Genomic DNA, 17886 nt, shown 5'->3' on the forward strand with positions numbered 1-17886 from the left:
AGTTTACTGTTTTCAATGCCATGAAGAACAAGTTAGTTAGGCTTATTTTTTCTTTAGCCAAGCAGGGTAAAAAATATGACGAAAATTATTCATACTCTCTTGTTTGAATCATAGAAATCCCGTGCGGTAATATCACTCACCGCGCGGCGGACCGTCCATATTTGATTCGGCCTCAGACACTCAAACTTGTCTTCTAACAAATTGGGGCTTGCCCTTAAACCATGCCGGCTTTGTGTCGTTTTTGGTACGAAACTACGTGGCTGTATAGCTTGTAAGCCTTGCTCCTTTAATAACTTCCGAATCTTGTGACGCCCCGCTTTATAGCCCCTTTCTTTTAGTTCGGCACCTATTCGCCGACTCCCATAGCGTCTGCGGTGCATTTGAAAAACGAGTCGTAACTCATCAGCTAAACCTGTTTCAATAGTAGGTTGATGGGTCTTACCCTTCACGTAGTCATAGTAACTGCTTCTGCTGATATTCAAAGTATCACACAAAACAGCAACGGAAAAGTGGCCTCTTTCTTTACTTATAAAATCATACTTAGCTTTCAGGTCGGCTTGGCAAAAATCAGCGCAGCTTTTTTTAAAATATCTCGTTCTGTCTCTGCCTGACGAAGTTGTTGTTTAAGTTGGGCTACTTCCCGTTCTAACTCGGAGACACGACTATCATCTTTGTTGCTTCGGTTTGTAGTGGATTTACTTTTCCACTGGTAGATAATACCTTCACTAATGCCTAATTCTTTGGCTACTTCAGGCACACTTTGTCCGTTTTCAACCTTAGTTAAGACTTGAGCCTTAAAGCCGGCGTCATATTTACGCCATGGTTGTTTGGTTGTTTTTGATGACATAACTTTGTAAAGTTACGCTTTTCGACTGTCCGGCTAAATAGAACCACTCCAAATTATCTAAAAGCTAGATAGAATATATCCTCGATAAGGAGGTTGCCTTTTTTGTAGGATATTTAAATATCTACCATCTTGATTCAAGCCCAGATGTTTTATTCATAAACCCTGCAACTCCACTAAGGTCTGGAAATACAGAGAATTCGTCAATATTAGCAATTTTTAAAAATTCTTGAACCGATTCTATTGCATCACCGGGAAGAATTACTTTTTTTATTGAATCAGGAAATACATCTTCAATTGGAGCAATGTCATCATGGTGCACAGTAAACATTCCTCTTTGTGCTAGAATTCTATCATTTCTAAAAATCGGCTCTATAGCAATAGGAGCATTTGCCTTCATTGGTGTTTTTTCCCAATATATTTTTGAGTAAGAGTATTTATTTTCTTCATATGGAAGTCGATATATTTTATTTATTCCGCTTTTAGTATTCAGTTTTATTGGGTTAAGTAAATAGACAGCGGCATTTCCATGTACTTTATAAATTTGATTATTGTAAGCTGCAAAATATAAAGCGATTCCCAAAGTTTCTGTCCAATCTAAGAGCCTTGTGGGAATCCCATAATGCTGCATATCGAAAAGTGTTTCCCACTCACTTTCTTTATTAACGAATATCTTATCAGCAAATCGTCTAAATTTGTAAAAGATTTCTTGCTCTTTATCTAGTCCATTTTTAAATCTTAAAAGTGATGGTAAAAGATAATGATTTACATTTCCATGGCCTCTAAACCAAATTGTATCTGGATTACCAAGTTCATGTTGGGCCTGTCTTATATTTAGAAGGAAATCAGTCCACGCAGGTAGAGTAAGTAAGTTCATAACTTTTTTTAAATCTTTTTGCTAATGTTTTTGCTTTTAAAAGAACTATCCTATAATTATATAAAAGCCTTATACTTCAATAATCTCACCAAAGCTCTTTTTAAGTTTATCCATAATACTTATCATTTAGTTTAATTTACCACCTTAGACTGTCACCCGGTTAGTGGAATGTCACTAGTACTTCTCCAATTTAATTTTTATAAGAATCTGACTTATTAGCTGGGTTAACTTGATCATACCAGCGCTTGAGTTTTATTTCAGCCGTAGCCACTGCAAAACTCCAATGCACTTTAACCGCACGTTGGTTGCGTTCATCAGCCCAAAGCTCAACTTGACGAGCCAATTCATCTAAAGTACCAATGCGTCGATTCAGGCATTGGCGGGCTAAAGCGGAGAACTCAATGGCTCGGGCCACCCCGTTCAGCTGCGTTGAGCCACGAACCGTGTTTGGGTGTATAATGAAACACCAATTTACGGCTCAATTCACGAGCCTGAACCAGTGGCAGATGCTCGTAGAAAGAGCCGTATTTGTGCGTATTCAAGTTGTCCTGTATTAAGTCAATCTGCTCGCAGTGTGCATAGTGAGTTGTTAGCAATTCATGGATGAATTCAGCATAGTCGGCTTTAGTACGTCGTTGGCGGACTTGAACATAGCGCTGACCTGTGTCCAAATCATATGCCAATAAAATCACACATGTCCCCTTTCGGATATACTCATTATCTTCTTTGGCCGCCTTGCCGGGTAGGGTTGGTAAAGCGGCTATGACCTCCTCTAACAACTGACAGGGACGCTCATCAAAACATAACCGGTTGCGTCTGCTCTGAATAGGCCGTTCATAAACAGACAGCACATTTTCCATTTTAGCGAGATATTCCCCGTCTATTTGCCCAATACACCACTGCTTTTTAAGCCAAGGCTTAAGTTTACTTTTTTTAAAGCTAACCTTACTGACTCATCGTCAATATGAATATTGAGCTTAATTAACTGCTGATTAATAAGTTGCACGGTCCATCGTGTTCGCCCGTCGGGGGCCGCACTGCAAGCCAGTTGGGTAATTTGCGCTTCGACCTGTTGAGTCACTTTACGAGGCTGACCGGGGCGAGCTTTTTCCGTGACACTCCCTTGCAGTCCTTGCTGATTGTAGCGTTTACGCAGGTTGTAAACAGTCGCTACACTGACGCCCAGCAAATCACTAATCTGTTCAGGTGACTGACCCTGATGTAAAAACTGCAGAACTCTGGCCCGATTCATTTTACGAATAGAGTCTTTTCCTTTGCTCAATAACTGGTTCAAGGTGGTCAAGTCAGCTTCGGACAAGACGAACGGTGTTGCAATACGGCTCATCTCACAAAAGTACTCATTTTTCTAATATTTATTTTGGAGAAACACTAGTTTTGTAATACATTTTTAGATGTTTTAAATTTTGTGGCGTTTTACGAACGGACGTTTGTAAAATGCCATAAACATGATATATTTACAAAAATGACTGTTGAATACCTACTATAAGGGTAAAATATGAAGTATGTTTGCTACTACCGAGTATCTACCAAAAGCCAAGGCAAAAGTGGGTTGGGACTCGGCGACCAGAAAATGATCGTTGAACATTTTCTGCGGGAAGGGGATGTAATCTTAGAAGAATATACGGAAGTGGAATCAGGGCGGAAAAGTGCCAGACCGAAAATGCTTGAAGCAATAAGGGCCTGCCAAAAGAGTGGGGCAAAACTTTTGATTGCCAAACTTGACCGCCTTAGTCGTAATGTGGCTTTTGTGATGACACTTAGAGATTCAGGAGTAGATTTTGTAGCGTGTGATTTACCCGATGCCAATACACTTACTGTAGGTATTATGGTAACATTTGCACAGCATGAAGCGGAACGTGGCTCGGAGCGGACCAAAGCAGCGTTGGCACAAAAGAAGGCGAAAGGGTTTAAACTTGGGAAACCTGAAAACTTAACTAAAGCAGCTATTGATAAAGGGCGGTTAATCCGAATAGAGAACGCCAAAACCCACAAAGCAAATGTACAGGCAAAAGAGCTTGCTACATTATATAGGAATATGGGCGTGACTTACGCTAAGATTGCGGAAAAACTGAACCAATCTCATTATTTGACACGGCGGCAAAAGTTGTTTGACGGGAAGGCTGTGTATAGGTTGTTAGGGCGGACTAATGAATAAAACACAGATTTTTTAGATATTTTTACCATTGGATAACTTTTTCAATATAATTTCATGTAAATATTTTGAATAGATTTTTTTTATTTTAAAATTTATTTTTTAAAATAAAAAATACTATGAGATAATTTAAAAGCTTTACAAAGCTATATATCAAATAAAATTTTTTATAAACATAATAAAGGCTAAACTTAAAACAAAGTTACGCATGGCGGCTAAAATTCAATAATTTCAAGTATGAAAAAAAATATTCATTTACCAAAACTTTATGCTGCAGGATATGAACTTGACACAAGCCCAGAATGCTTTGGAATGTTGCGAAGTTCTAATGAAATTATTTCAAACTCTCAGGCATTACAAACAAGAATAAAAGATGATGGTTATATTTTTTTATCTGCATTCTTTGACTGTGAGCAAATACTAACCACACGGAAAGTATTTATAGAAGAGCTCTTATATCAAAATATAATAGACACTACATTCCCATTACTGCAAGCGAAAGCTCATCCAGAAGTTCCAATAAATTCTAGGCCAGAAATTGGGACTCGAAGTAATCCTACTCTTGATTCAATGATTCACTCTGGTTCAATGATTCAGCTTTTAAAAAATATATTAGGTGGCCCTATTCAATATTTCGAATATACGTGGTATCGTGCGATTCCTCCTGGTAAAGGGACTCGACCGCATTGTGATATTGTTTATATGGGTCGAACAACAAAAAATATTCTTACTGCTTGGGTTCCAATTGGGAATATCCCATTAGAAGGAAGTGGCTTAATGATTTTAGAAGATTCACATCGAAAAGGTAATATACTAAAAAGCTATTTAGAAAGTGATGTTGATGAGTATTGTATAGATAACGATAATACTTCTTTGAATGAGAGTCTTCATCGACAGTGGGACGGTGCCCTTTCAAACAATCCCGTTATTTTACAAAAAAAACTTGGTGGCCGATGGCTAACATCAGAATTTAATGCAGGAGATTTAGTTATCTTTAGCTCACAAACAGTTCATGGGAGCTTAGATAATCTCTCAGATTTTATCCGTTTATCAGTAGATTGCCGTTACCAACTTGCATCTGAGCAAATTGATGAACGCTGGATTGGTAAATTTCCAATAGGAAGAGGCTTATTAGGGAAAAAATGGAAAATTTGTTAAAAATTTAAAATAAAACACTATGAAACGGTTTATTAAAAAACTCCCCAAATTACCAATTGTATTTACAATACTATTGGGCATTTATATGGCTATACAACTTAGCCTAACATTTTACAATAGAGCTTTTTTAGAGTCTTCTGGAAAAAACAATTTTCTTAATAAGAAACTACTTTCATTAAACAATGATAATAATGTCATATTAGGAACTTCGTCAGAACCTAATTATGATCCTAAAATCAAGCCAGGCTCAGATCCTCGTCCAGGTCCAGGCCCTCGTCCAGGCCCAGGTCCTCGTCCAGGTCCAGGCCCTCGTCCAGGCCCAGGTCCTCGTCCAGGCCCAGGTCCTCGTCCAGGCCCAGGCCCTCGTCCAGGTGCTGGACCAATAATAGAAAAAGAAATTTCTAATCCTTTAGAAACTATAGAGGTTATTTTTGCTATTGGAATCGCCAGTTATATTTTACTCGGTTTAAGCAAAGAAAGAAGAAAAATTAGTTCTGAAACTTAGGATATAGATTCCCCGATAATAACAATGCACTGAAATGTTATTATCGGGGAATCTATATAATAACTGATACTTATCAGTAAAAAATCTTTCTATATATATAATACTATTTTTTTAAAATCATATTGATTAAATGAAAAAATTTCTAATAAATGCTATAATACTAATAACTTTATATTGTAACATTATTGGGACAATGTCTTCTTGGAAAATTAGATTCAACTTTTTAAATGATTTAAATAAAGGCTATATTTCTAATTTATTTTATATATATGGTGTGTTTCTTCAAGTTCAAAAAGTTAACAAACATTACTTGGCTTTAGGTAGTATCTATAATTATGAAAGGCCTCCATTAAAACCAAATTCTAAAATGATTGATCTTAATATAAAATCCTATTTCCCTCAATCCCTTGGAGAAGCTAATCATAGGTTAATTTCTCCAACATATTATTATAAAAGTAGTCAAGGTAACGGGTATAATAAGATGGCATATTTAATCAAAAACTTGCACTTAAAAAAGGACTCACTTAGTCAAGTGAAAAAAGTATTTATTTATGTCTATACTTGGCCTAGTGACCCAAATGGTTATTATACTCGATTTAATGAATCTACAATTGAATTATTAGGAAGTAATTGAGCAAATTACAAGACTATATCTTTATCCAGAAGTGGAATTCTTTTTGGTTCATTAATGGCCCAGTTCATTCACTTGCTATATTTCGAATACTTTTTGGAATTTATTGGCTTACACGCTTAATATGGTGGAGCCCATATGTAGCTCTTTTCTTTTCAAGAGAAGGTATGTATTTTCCAGCAAATTCTGTTAAGCCTATTAAAATATTCAATTTAGATACATTACTAGCTTGGCTTACTCATTCCCCTTCTGAAACACAAGGGTGGTTCATTTATATAATTAGTTTAATACTTATTTTATTAATAATAATCGGTTTTTACACTCGAATAGTTCTATTATTATTTTTTTTATTTCTAAATTATTACTACTATGCTTACCTATATGTATATGGTACTTCATACGATAGATTGATAATTATAATAACTTTTTTTTTATGCCTTAGCCCCTGTGGATTTGCAATATCCTTAGATCAATGGTTGGCCAATCGTAGAGGTGACATAAAGAAAAAAAATCATCCATTATGGACACAAAGAATGATTTGTATCCAAATAGTAATCGTCTATTTTGCAACAGGGGTTCATAAATTAACTTCTTCAGCTTGGATAAATGGGGATAATTTACAATCAGCATTATATGGTGACTATGCAACATCTTTAGGCTTTTGGATTTCTCAAAAAGGCTTCTCGAAGGGTTATTATGATTTAGCAACAATAATTGTTATATTATTCGAAATAAGTATGCCCGTGCTTCTTCTTAATAAAAAAATGCAAAAATGGGCATTTATATTTGGAACATTATTTCATGTAGCAAACAGCAGTATTCTTTGGATTCCAGAGTTCTTAGTCGTGATATGTACTTATATTCTCTTTGTTGATCCTAATCTTGTAAAAAAATATTTATATAAAATATCAGACAATGAGCTTAACTCTTCGATACTTTTATAAGTATTCTTATCTTAAATTTAATTCCAGTATAAAATAGACTGTTTTTCCTGTTAATTATTATTCAAGAAATACTCCTATTCTTTACAACGGTTCAAAATCAGTGTTTTAGGAGACTATTTTTATTTTGTAACCTGTAATACAGACCAGTATATGGGTTACACTTCTACAACGGTCGTCCCTGATTTGTAACTCATGCAATAAATATGTGTTTTCTCCGAAATAGATGCAGCAAAGGCAATGTATCGTTATTACACTATACCCGCCCTTTTAGGTTCACAGCTTGAACTGGAGGATATAGTTACTTGGTAGTGAGTTACGGTATGAGAGGTAAGTAGACTAGTTAGGCTATTGAGAAATAACTTTAACATTGAAATTTGTAATTGATATTTACAATTTTCAATGTTAATATTGTAACATGATAGAGAGACAACAGACTAATTATTTACTTGAACTACTTGAGCATTTTCCAGTAGTTTCAATTATTGGGCCAAGGCAGGTAGGTAAAACCACCCTAGTTAAACTTATCCAAACCAAGCTAAATAAAGAATCTATTTACCTTGATTTACAGAAAGATAGCGATAGTGACCGATTGGAAAATGCCGAACGGTTTTTAAAGAGCCAATTCGATAAATGTGTTATTATTGATGAAATTCAGCTAAAACCAAAACTATTTTCGCTTATACGAGCTTTGGTCGATGAATATAGAATTCCAAAAAGGTTTATTATTTTGGGTTCAGCTTCCCCTATGCTTTTAAAGAACTCTGCGGAATCACTAGCGGGACGTATTGCTTCTGTGGAATTAGCTCCATTTACATTAACAGAGGTTCTAAAAAATGGTATTTCATTAGATGAACACTGGTTTTATGGAGGATATCCAGAGCCTTTACTTAAGCCAAAAAGCTTTTTTACAGGCACTTGGTTGAATGAATATATTGAAACCTTTGTATATAGGGATCTAAATATTTTGGGGTTTGATGTCGCGCCAAAAACACTTTCAAGGTTACTTTCAATGTTAGCCACAAACCAAGGTGGTATCCTAAATATGAGTGACTTTGGTAGATCTATTGGAGTAAGCCATAATACCGTCAAAAAATATTTAGATTTATTGGAAGGTGGGTTTATTACTTCTCGATTGGAGCCATATTATACCAATATCGGTAAAAGGCTCATTAAAGCCCCAAAGGTGTATATAAGAGACTCAGGCATATTGCACAGATTACTACGTATAAATAGCCATTATGATTTATTGGGACATATGATTTTGGGGCATTCTTGGGAAGGGTACGTTATTGAGCAAATTCGCCGTGTAGCAGGAAAAGAATGGGAGTATTATTTTTACAGAACCCATTCAGGAGCTGAAGCAGATTTGTTATTAATAAGCCCTAACGGTAAAAAAGCCTGTATAGAAATAAAATATTCATCTTCACCAAAAGTATCAAAGGGTTTTCATGAGACTATAAAAGATTTAGAGCCTGATTTTAAATATATCATAATACCCGAGGGGGAACAGTATGTAAAAGATGAAGACATTACTGTTTGCTCAATTTTTGAGTTTTTGGAAAAGGAGCTTAGTAAGATGCAAACTTGACATCCAATAAAATGTAAAGTGGTATGTTACGAATCACATGAATAAAATCTCTATTAAAAGTAAATATAAATGGGTGGGGTGCGGCTGTAAAAGTAGGCCGTAGGTGAGCAAAAGAGGCTAAGGAGTGTAAAGGTATATTCTATGCCTGTGTGTGTAGCAATGATTGAGTCCGACCAACGGAAAGGACTTTATCATTGCTAAGAGGTAGTGCCTAGCTAAAACAGGCTTTGAATAGTGGGTAGGGTGGGTAAGTTCTTTTGATTGCCTACATGGACTACTGTGTGTTTGGGGGTGGGCTACATAAGGTCCTTACCGTAAAACCCTCTTCAAAAGAGCATGTACGGATTGAATATGCCATTTTTGACCATTGGCGCGTTGGGTTGGAATTTGACGATTGTTTAATTCCGCACAAATAGCCCGAACAGTAATAAACCCCTCTGCTTTCAATTCCTCTATAATCGGCCTCATGGTATTAGCAAAATCGGCGGCGGTGGTGGCGTTGATTTTACTCAGGGTTTCTTTACCATGTTTGCCTAACTGTACACCGCGACGCTTGGCCGCTCCCAAAGCATCTTTTGTCCGCACACTTATCTGCTCCCGTTCGTGCTCGGCAAATGCGGCCAATAAATGCACCATAAGTTTATTGGCATGGGGGTTGTCCACGGCCTTAAAATCTACCCTACTTTCCATAAGGTTAGAGATAAAAGCTACATTTCTACCTAATCGGTCGAGCTTGGCAATGATAAGCGTAGCTCGTTGCTTTTTGCATTGAGCCAATGCTTCCAACAACTGCGGACGTTTATTCTTCTTACCACTTTCCACTTCGGTAAATTCAGCCGCTACCTCATAACTCTCTTGAATGGCAAACCTGCTAACGGCTTCTTGTTGGGCTTCCAAGCCCAAGCCGCTTTTACCTTGGCGGTCGGTGGAGACACGATAATAGGCGATGGCTTTTTTCATAGGACAAATATAGCAGATTTAGGGTATTTTGTTCATATATAAACGGTCGTTTGTATATGAACAAAGCGGAAAAATGAAAAAGCTCAGCGTAAGGGGTTTTGTCTATATTCAATATTTTTTCCTAATTGCAATAGCTTCATCTATCCAAGCACCGATATTATCCATCTATCCAGTTTTCCAATTGGATGCGGTCGAGGTTTTGAAAATCTTTTATTTTCCTCATAACGAACGTTAGGAAGTATACGATGGACATTGCTCCAATCAGCAAATCAAACTCCCAACAAGTTTTCCTATCCGTTTCAAGGCTGCTTTTTGTCTGGCATATTCGCTAAAGCTCGAACCAATGCGCAAAATTCTGCCTGCAAATGCTGTTTGAAGCCAATCAAGATTTGCCTGATTTTGAGTGCGACGGCTTGGGGCACTATTTTCTATGCCCTAGAGCAGTTCGGCAATGGTGATTTCAAATAGATAACAAAAACGGATACCCACGGCATCAATTTTATTTTCTAAATCATGCTACCGCTTGAAAAGGTGAATGCAAATATTGGTGCCTAAGAGATATTTCATAATTCAATATCGCGCGGCTGGTCATTTCGTGCGCTGTAAATCATCTTTTCTAATTCTTCTGCAGTTTCTTCACCCTGCCAGCTCCCTACAAATTTCTTAAAAGCGGCTTCCTGTTGAGCTTCCAAGTCGTTGCCCTCAGAATGACTTTCTTTGAAATTCAGTCCTAATCGTTGCGCAAATCCTTTTATTTGAGCAAAGTCACTATCGTTATGCGTCTCAATGGTGATGATATGTGTCATAATGCCCTCCTTTCATTTTATAAAACCCTGAAACGATTTACTGGCCTCATAATTTACGCCCTTTCTAGCAATTAGACAAGCACAGTTAGAACACCCTAGGGGGGGCATCAGGAATAAGAGGCTGGTCTTCTCTCTTTTACTTTCTTGTCATAGCCTGAAATAGCGATACAATTCATCGCCTGTTTCTTCACCTTTCCAGCTTCCTGCGATATGCTCCAGCAATTTTAATTCTTCGGCCTCACTCAGGCACCTGACTTCTTTATGTATATCTTTTGTAGAAAAGCCTAACCGCTGCGCCAATCCTTTTAATAGAACGACATCATTGGTCAAGGGTAATGATATGTGTCGTATTATTCTGTGGGCATCGAAGGCCGGATTTTCGTGCTAGACTTCTTGCTATGGCTATTGGCTATGATTGGGGTTCACCTACAAGGAGTGTTTATATTATGAGCAAAAACCATAAAAAGACATCCGATTCCTATCCTAACAAAAACCTGATTTTTATCATTTTTTTCTAAACAAAACCCCTGAAAATATAATTGAAAGCTAAAAAATAAAATAATGACTATTTGTAAATATAAAACATACGTATGTTTTGTTTTATACCTATTTTCTTTTGCAAAAAGCATATTTACAGTATGATTTTTTGTGCTTCATTTTCTACTGGAAAACCATTATATTTCAAAACTTTTTGGTATATTTTTATTGAAAACAATCATTTATTTTCAATAAAAAAGTGGCATTATAATTGTGGATGAGTCAATTACGTCGATTTTAAAGAAAAATAAACCAAAACATAAACTTCTTCATTTTTTAACATACATTTTTTTTACATTATTCATACCATTTAACTAGCTATACACTAATACCTTACACATTTCTCCACACGCTCTACTCTATTTTTCAAAATCACATTGGCATATTTTTTGCCCATTTCTTTAACATCCGAATACCCCTTTTGCACACTATATTTTAAGTTCCGTGAAAATTAAAAATATTCTTAATCACAAACTGTGGTGTAGCCTTGGTTTGTTGCTTATCAGCACCATTGCGGCTTTTTCGCAAGGTACCTCTACCGAAAACTACGTAGAAACCAAAGTTTTCCGGGCAAGTGGGGGGAATACCCCCGTCACTACTTATCAATACCTCGATGGATTAGGACGACCTACCCAACAAGTCGCTAAAGCTGCGGGGGTGACCAGTGGTGTTGCCAATGACATTGTCTCCTCGGCTCAAATCTATGATGCCTTCGGCCGACCCGAAATCACCTTTATCGCTACCCCCTCCACGGCAGCCAACGGTAGTTTTGTACCCCTAGCTACGGTCAATACCCAAGCCCAAGCTTTTTATCAAAACGACAATAGCCCCTTTGCTCAAACTGAGTACGAACCTTCACCGCTCAATCGCGTTTCCCGACAATTTGGGGCCGGCAATGCTTGGTACAGCGCCAACCGCGCCGTGGGTACTCAATACCAAACCAACAGCGCAGCAGAAGTAGCCAATTGGAGCATTAGCGGACGTACGCTTTCCAGCAGTGGGGCTTATGCCGCAGGCACGCTCTACAAAACAATCACCACCAGCGAAAATACCACACAGACGGTGGAGTTTAAGGACAAAGAAGGACAAGTCGTAGAAAAATGGGTGCAAGAAACCTCGGGCTATCTCAAGACAAGTTATGTCTATGATGATTTTGGGAGACTTGTCGCCGTTTTACAACCCGAATTGGTGGCTCAATCTCCCTCTTCGGTCGATGCCAACTCGGCCAATCTGCTATTTTTCTACGAATACGACGACCGTGGACGTGTGATTCAAAAACTCATTCCTGGCGCAGGTTGGACGTACATGGTTTACAACAAACTCGACCAAGTCACCCTCACCCAAAACGAACGCCAACGCGCTCAAAATAAGTGGACTTTCAACAAATACGATGCTTTTGGGCGAACCGTATTGACCGGCGAATTGACCAATAGCAGTAGCCGCAGCACTTTACAAAGTAGTTTCGAGGGTCACAGTACTCAGTACGAAAATCGCTCAGGGGCGCAGTTTGGCTATACCAATCTAAGTTTTCCCTTTACGACCGCCGATGCCGACGTAAATGTGGTACAATACTACGACGATTATGCTTGGAGTCCACCCGCAAGTTTTACAAGTACTGACGCGTTGGGCATTCAGCATACTGACGTAAAAGGAATGCCTACGGGGACCAAAACCCGCATCTTGGGGTCTAGTGACTGGCTCGAAACGGTTCATTATTACGATATTAGAGGGCGGGTGATCCAAGCCCACGAAAAAAATCAGTTTGGATTGCTAAACCGCACCGATACGCAGTACAATTTCGCGGGCGATGTGCTCAAAACCAAAACGACATACAATGCCCCCGGTAGCCTTGCTACGACGGTGACTACCCGCTATGAGTACGATGGCATGGGGCGTAAAATCAAAACCTACCACCAAATCAACAACGAAACCGAGCGCGAACTAGCCCGCTTTGAGTACGACCCCGTGGGGCGTATGGTTCGGAAAGACTGGCAAAAACTTGAAAGTGGTGGCTATGGATCGGTAACGACAACTCCCGAATACATTACGCGCAATACCTCCCTTAGCACAACCGTCTATGACAAAGCTCAGATCCAAATCACCTTAGAGACGGGTTTTGGATTGGGGCCGGGAGGCGAATACACGGGTGAGATTTTTGGGGAAGGGGGCGGCCCTACTTTTGCCGACTTGCAAAAAATCGACTACCACTATCACCTACGGGGGTGGCTGACGGGGGTCAACCTAGACTCACAAGGCAATCCTGCGGTGGATGAAGACGAAAACGATTTGTTTTCGATGAGCCTCAGTTATGAAACCGACGGGCAGTACAACGGCAACATCGGCAAGCAACGCTGGCGTAGCTACCAAGCCAAAGACCTGACGCGCCAATATGCCTATGCCTACGACCCTGCTGACCGCCTCACGGGAGCGGCCTATAGCGGGGGCAACAGCGGCGAAAACTACAGCCTCTCCAACCTAAGCTATACCAAAAATGGCAATATCACAGGCCTGACGCGCCAAGGCATGACGGCTGGCACGCCTACTGCTCCTACGAGTTTTGGCAATGTGGATGTGCTGACGTATAGCTACGAAGGTAATCGCCTGAAAGCCGTAGAAGATGGTGTCACGGCAAGTTTGCCGGCAGAAATCCACGATTTTAAGAATGCCGCCACCCAAACCACCGAATATACCTACTACAACGACGGTAGCCTGCAAAGCGACCTCAACAAGGGCATTACGAGCATCAGTTACAATTACCTCGGCTTACCTGAGCAGATATGGGTAGGTAGTAGTGGCGACTATATCAAAAACACCTACGATGGCAGTGGCCGCAAGCTACGCAAAGAAGTACACCAAAGCAGCGGTAGTAGCTATACCCACTACGAAGGGGCGATAGTTTACAGTGGTGCGGCGGCTACTCCTCAGTTGGATTTTATCACCCACGACGAAGGAAGAGCCTTGAATCCCACGTTGTTGGGAGGTAGTAGAGGCGACGGCTTTGCTTACGAATACCACTACCGCGACCACCTAGGCAACCTACGCGTAGCCGTGCGACAGCAAGCGGCCACCACTACTTCTTCGGCCACGATGGAGGTAAGCGAGGCGGCCCACGAAGAGCGTGCTTTTAGCCGTATCTCCGACACCCGCACGGGGGGAATTGCTTACGAAGGCAATTACTCAGCCGAATTGCGGGGCGAAACCGGCCCCAGCAAAACCTTTGGGGTGATAGCGGGCGAAAAAATAACGGCCCGGGTGTATGGGTATGTGGAAGAAAAACGCCCCGAGAAAAAACGCCGCCTGATTCCGTTGCCAATTGTAGGAACGGAGCGTTTGCAGACCGAACGCCACAGCACGCGCAATTGGGTATTGAAAGGTGGGGTGCTTGTACCGGTTACTACGCAGAAGAATGCCAAAGGAGAAGAACGCCTGCCCAAGGCCTATTTACAATTGGTGGTATTGGACTCGGCCAACAGACCGCTACATATCGAAAAAAGATATTTGGATAGTGCCGCCGTGGGTGGTTGGCAAGAGCTAAAAATTGATTATCTTGCCAAACAAAACGCGACTTTACAAGTAAGCCTCGTCAACAGTACCGAGCATACCTCAGCGTTCTTTGATAACTTATCAATTACCAACGACCCTCCTGCGATTGTGCAGGCAAACCATTACGACCCTTGGGGTTGGAATTTGGTGGGTATTGAGGTGCAGGGGAATCCTGAGCACAAGTGGCAGTTTCAGGGACAGGAGAAGATAGATGAATTAGAGATTAATTATGCTCATTTTAAATGGCGCTTACATGATCCTACTATTGGCCGTTTTATTTCTGTAGACCCCTTAAGCGAAAAGTATGTACACAATTCTACATATGCTTTTAGTGAGAATAAAGTAACTGCCCATATTGAATTGGAGGGACTAGAGGCTGTTAGTGCTGTGATGTATGGGGATGCTATGCATCTCAAAAGTGCGACAGTAAAGCAAAAAAATGAATATTATGGTGGTATAGCAGGAAACTTACTCTCACTCACCGATATAAATGATGTAACCGTTTTAGCAACTACCATTACAAGAGGCAATAATGCTGTTAATATTGACGGTACAAAAGCATCTGTGTGGGACAAAATATTTGCGGCTGGAGGGGCAGCGATTCCTCTTGTGAGTGGGAGTGCTATTAGAAGGGGAACTGAGGCTATTGACGACGTATTAAAGATTGAAATTACAGATGTTAATAAAATAGACAGAGAATTACTAAATCCTCCTTCAAAGCATGGCGCCCCTCCCACTTTCAAAAAAGATGGAACTTCGGTAGAAATACATCATGAAGGACAAAATCGAAAAGGACCATTTAAAGAGATGCATTGGAAAGACCATAGAGGTAAAGGAAATGATGCAATAAATCATCCTAATAAAAGTAAACCTAGTCAAGTAGACAGAAAAGAATTTGACAAAGCAAAAAAAGAATATTGGAAGGAACAATACCCTAAACAATAAATGATATGGAAAAATTAATTACAGAATTATTGAAATTTTCTAATGACACCCTTGAAATAGGTGAGCCTATTAAAGATCAAAGGATTAAGAATTTTGAATTATATCGAAACTTAGAAGTGCCTTCTGATTTTAAACAATTTATAAAAAAAATGAATGGATTAACCTTAATGGGGACGGAGGTTTACGGTTTTGATCCAAATAAGGCAAATTCGATTGAAAATATTTACTACAGAGAACATTTTGAAGTAAAAATACCTCAATATTCATGGTTAATTCCGTTTTCTCCTGATGGAAGAGGTAATTTTTATTGCTTAGATACAATTAACAAATTAGAAAATGGCAATTATCCGATTGTTTTTTGGGTATCTAATTATGAATATTCAGAAATAGATACTCCTGAAATAACACATAATAATTTTCTTGATTGGTTACAAGAAGTTGTCATTGATTGGACGTTAGAGTATTATAATTATGACGGTTCAGAAAAGTAGTTTTATTTTTTTCGTAACTGTTTAGACCCCCTTTTTACTTAAGAAGTGCAAAATAAAAGATGTTTTTCGATTAGAATTGTATAATTTTTAATCAATAAAACCTTAAAAAATGTGATCTTTTCCATACAATTGGTCAACAATACAAATGGCAACTAATTGATTATCAGATATTTATTTTTTTATAGGGTACCTAAACAGTTACGAAAAATAGTATATTACGATAAACAGACCAAGCATTGTCTTGTCGTTAAAATTACTAAATGAGTAACAAAATCTGGGCTTGCAAGCAAACGGTGTGAGTAATCTCAAGACTAGGTACTAAAGTGTATGACACGGTGCGAGCCTATAAACTTTCATCAAGCCCCAACTAGGCCGTAGGTTTTGAGGTAAAAACGTTCTTTGAAATGTGAGAAAAGAGTAGCCTGTAGCGCCTTGGGGCTGGAATTTGGTGGGTATTGAGACAGAGGGGAATCCTGAGCACAAGTGGCAGTACCTTGACCGTGAAAAGGTTGAGGATTTAGGGCTTGATTGGTATGACCTCAAAGCCCGTGGTTATGAGAGTGTGTTGGGAAAGTTTCATAGTGTGGACCCTCTGCCAGATGCCCAAGGACAGGAGAGCTTAAGTACTTATCAGTATGGGTGGAATAATCCTATAAGGCTTAGTGACCCTAATGGAAACTGTATAGGTTGCCCAGAAGAGAATGGCCAAATAGGTATGATGATAGGGGCGGCTGTGATGAGTGTCAAAAACTCAATTATGACTCTTGCCTATAATGCAGGTGATGCGTTGGGTATTACACCTACTGCCAAAGGTATGAAGTGGGAAGCCGTTGAAAGGAGAGTAGGCGATAAGTACGAAACTGTGATGGAGCAAGTACCGCGGCAAGGCTTTTGGCAAGATGCAGGGGGACACTTACTAGATGGAATTAATGCGGTAGCCGCTGTATCACCCGCCAGTGGAACAACCACAGGGCTATTAGCCAGAACCGCACCTAATGCTGTAGTAACCACTTCGGCAGTCAAATCAGCAAAAGAGCTTTTAAAACAAGGACGTTCAGGTAAGCAAGAACGTCTTGTAGAATTAGCAAATGACGCCAAAATCAGTTCATCTGATAGGGGTTGGATCAAACAAGAAATGAATGAGATAGCACAGGGTAAACGTCAAAATATACGAAATCCCCCAGGTAAAGATCTTGCCCACGAAAGGGGGAGAGAGGCCGCAAAAGGATACTCCTATCAACACTCTAACTTACAAGATAGAGATTTGCACAGAAGGCAACATAAGTACGACGATTATGGACGTAAAAATAAAGAAAGACCATTGCAACCATGAAAGTAACACCAAAAGAAATAGAAAGTGTAAGCAATTTAAGTTCTTTTGATAGATATAAATACTTTATCAAAAGAGTCGCTGATTTTGAAGTTATGTACGCGCTTGTTGATGAGCGAGGTTCATTCGCTATCTCAGAAATTGAAGATAACATAATGTTGTCTTTTTGGTCGGCACAAGAATTTGCGGCCATAAATGCGGTAAACGAATGGCAAGGTTACGAAGTCAAGAAACTCACTTTGGAAGAGTTTGAAAATGAGGTAATTGATATAATAGCAGAGAAAAACTATTTGCTCAATATCTTCCCAATTAATAACAAAACGGGGTTTGTTGTTAATATTGACGAATTTGCACGAGATTTAGCTTCTGAGATGAAGAAATATAACTAAGTTGCTCAATAAAAAAAACCTTGAATTATTGAGCAATAGGAGATTGTAAACTAAACTGTGTCACCCCAAATTGAATCAAAGGGGGAAAATAAGTAACTTAGTTTTAACTTATAGACACAATGAAAACTGACGAATCCTTTAATTTCGAGCGCTTCAAGGAAGAAG

General features: G+C 39.2%; 18 protein-coding genes and 1 pseudogene. 11 read left to right on the forward strand and 8 right to left on the reverse strand.

The features are described 5' to 3' along the window. Positions 1 to 89 precede the first annotated feature (89 nt). From P1X15_RS32675 to P1X15_RS31885, 6 genes are all read right to left on the reverse strand, one after another. A complete protein-coding gene (locus tag P1X15_RS32675) occupies positions 90 to 449 on the reverse strand; it encodes an IS3 family transposase (protein ID WP_409049723.1) in 360 nt (119 codons plus the stop codon). 98 nt (positions 450 to 547) lie between these two features. After that, positions 548 to 847 (reverse strand): transposase, encoded by a 300-nt coding sequence (locus P1X15_RS31865; RefSeq protein ID WP_277342154.1) that lies wholly within the window; start codon positions 845 to 847, stop codon positions 548 to 550. A gap of 121 nt (positions 848 to 968) precedes the next feature. Beyond that, a complete protein-coding gene (locus P1X15_RS31870; protein WP_277342155.1) occupies positions 969 to 1721 on the reverse strand; it encodes an FRG domain-containing protein in 753 nt (250 codons plus the stop codon). A gap of 190 nt (positions 1722 to 1911) precedes the next feature. Further along, entirely contained in the window at positions 1912 to 2136 is a 225-nt protein-coding gene (locus tag P1X15_RS31875; protein ID WP_277342156.1) for a hypothetical protein, read from the reverse strand. Then, positions 2120 to 2572: a transposase gene (locus P1X15_RS31880; protein WP_277342157.1), complete on the reverse strand. Its 453-nt coding sequence runs from the start codon at positions 2570 to 2572 to the stop codon at positions 2120 to 2122. Before P1X15_RS31880 ends, P1X15_RS31875 begins: the two co-directional genes overlap by 17 nt. Positions 2573 to 2601: 29 nt before the next feature. Continuing rightward, a complete protein-coding gene (locus P1X15_RS31885) occupies positions 2602 to 3066 on the reverse strand; it encodes a helix-turn-helix domain-containing protein (protein WP_277342158.1) in 465 nt (154 codons plus the stop codon). A 171-nt stretch (positions 3067 to 3237) separates the two neighbouring features. On the opposite strand from P1X15_RS31885, the gene P1X15_RS31890 reads away from it, so the two are divergent. From P1X15_RS31890 to P1X15_RS31915, 6 genes are all read left to right on the forward strand, one after another. Next, complete coding sequence (locus tag P1X15_RS31890) at positions 3238 to 3897, forward strand: recombinase family protein (protein ID WP_277342159.1); 660 nt, start codon at positions 3238 to 3240, stop codon at positions 3895 to 3897. A gap of 234 nt (positions 3898 to 4131) precedes the next feature. Further along, the gene (locus P1X15_RS31895; protein WP_277342160.1) at positions 4132 to 5052 is read left to right on the forward strand and encodes a phytanoyl-CoA dioxygenase family protein; all 921 of its coding nucleotides are present in this window, start codon (positions 4132 to 4134) and stop codon (positions 5050 to 5052) included. A 19-nt stretch (positions 5053 to 5071) separates the two neighbouring features. After that, entirely contained in the window at positions 5072 to 5557 is a 486-nt protein-coding gene (locus tag P1X15_RS31900; protein ID WP_277342161.1) for a hypothetical protein, read from the forward strand. A gap of 130 nt (positions 5558 to 5687) precedes the next feature. Further along, positions 5688 to 6191, forward strand: a complete 504-nt coding sequence (locus P1X15_RS31905) for a hypothetical protein (RefSeq protein ID WP_277342162.1) — start codon at positions 5688 to 5690, stop codon at positions 6189 to 6191. Then, on the forward strand, positions 6188 to 7132 hold the full coding sequence (locus P1X15_RS31910; RefSeq protein ID WP_277342163.1) for an HTTM domain-containing protein: 945 nt from the start codon (positions 6188 to 6190) through the stop codon (positions 7130 to 7132). The genes P1X15_RS31905 and P1X15_RS31910 overlap by 4 nt, the downstream gene beginning before the upstream one ends. Positions 7133 to 7547: 415 nt before the next feature. After that, positions 7548 to 8720 carry an ATP-binding protein gene (locus tag P1X15_RS31915; protein WP_277342164.1) on the forward strand — a complete coding sequence of 391 codons (1173 nt, stop codon included), beginning with the start codon at positions 7548 to 7550 and terminating at the stop codon, positions 8718 to 8720. A gap of 309 nt (positions 8721 to 9029) precedes the next feature. On the opposite strand, the gene P1X15_RS31920 is transcribed toward P1X15_RS31915, so the two are convergent. Next, positions 9030 to 9680: a recombinase family protein gene (locus P1X15_RS31920; RefSeq protein WP_277342165.1), complete on the reverse strand. Its 651-nt coding sequence runs from the start codon at positions 9678 to 9680 to the stop codon at positions 9030 to 9032. A 563-nt stretch (positions 9681 to 10243) separates the two neighbouring features. Next, positions 10244 to 10486, reverse strand: a complete 243-nt coding sequence (locus P1X15_RS31925) for a hypothetical protein (protein WP_277342166.1) — start codon at positions 10484 to 10486, stop codon at positions 10244 to 10246. A 981-nt stretch (positions 10487 to 11467) separates the two neighbouring features. Between P1X15_RS31925 and P1X15_RS31930 the strand changes: the two genes are divergently transcribed. From P1X15_RS31930 to P1X15_RS31950, 5 genes and pseudogenes are all read left to right on the forward strand, one after another. Then, positions 11468 to 15511, forward strand: coding sequence for a DUF6443 domain-containing protein (locus tag P1X15_RS31930; protein WP_277342167.1), 4044 nt, complete (start codon positions 11468 to 11470; stop codon positions 15509 to 15511). Positions 15512 to 15516: 5 nt separating this feature from the next. Then, positions 15517 to 16002: an SMI1/KNR4 family protein gene (locus tag P1X15_RS31935; RefSeq protein WP_277342168.1), complete on the forward strand. Its 486-nt coding sequence runs from the start codon at positions 15517 to 15519 to the stop codon at positions 16000 to 16002. Positions 16003 to 16444: 442 nt separating this feature from the next. Then, positions 16445 to 16666 (forward strand): annotated as a pseudogene (locus P1X15_RS31940) (RHS repeat-associated core domain-containing protein); the annotation flags it as partial. Between the two features lie 201 nt (positions 16667 to 16867). Continuing rightward, the gene (locus tag P1X15_RS31945) at positions 16868 to 17335 is read left to right on the forward strand and encodes a polymorphic toxin type 8 domain-containing protein (protein ID WP_277342170.1); all 468 of its coding nucleotides are present in this window, start codon (positions 16868 to 16870) and stop codon (positions 17333 to 17335) included. Beyond that, positions 17332 to 17721 carry a DUF2750 domain-containing protein gene (locus P1X15_RS31950; RefSeq protein WP_277342169.1) on the forward strand — a complete coding sequence of 130 codons (390 nt, stop codon included), beginning with the start codon at positions 17332 to 17334 and terminating at the stop codon, positions 17719 to 17721. The genes P1X15_RS31945 and P1X15_RS31950 overlap by 4 nt, the downstream gene beginning before the upstream one ends. Positions 17722 to 17886 lie beyond the last annotated feature (165 nt).

Source organism: Runella sp. MFBS21, from assembly GCF_029433105.1.
Classification (GTDB): Bacteria; Bacteroidota; Bacteroidia; order Cytophagales; family Spirosomataceae; genus Runella.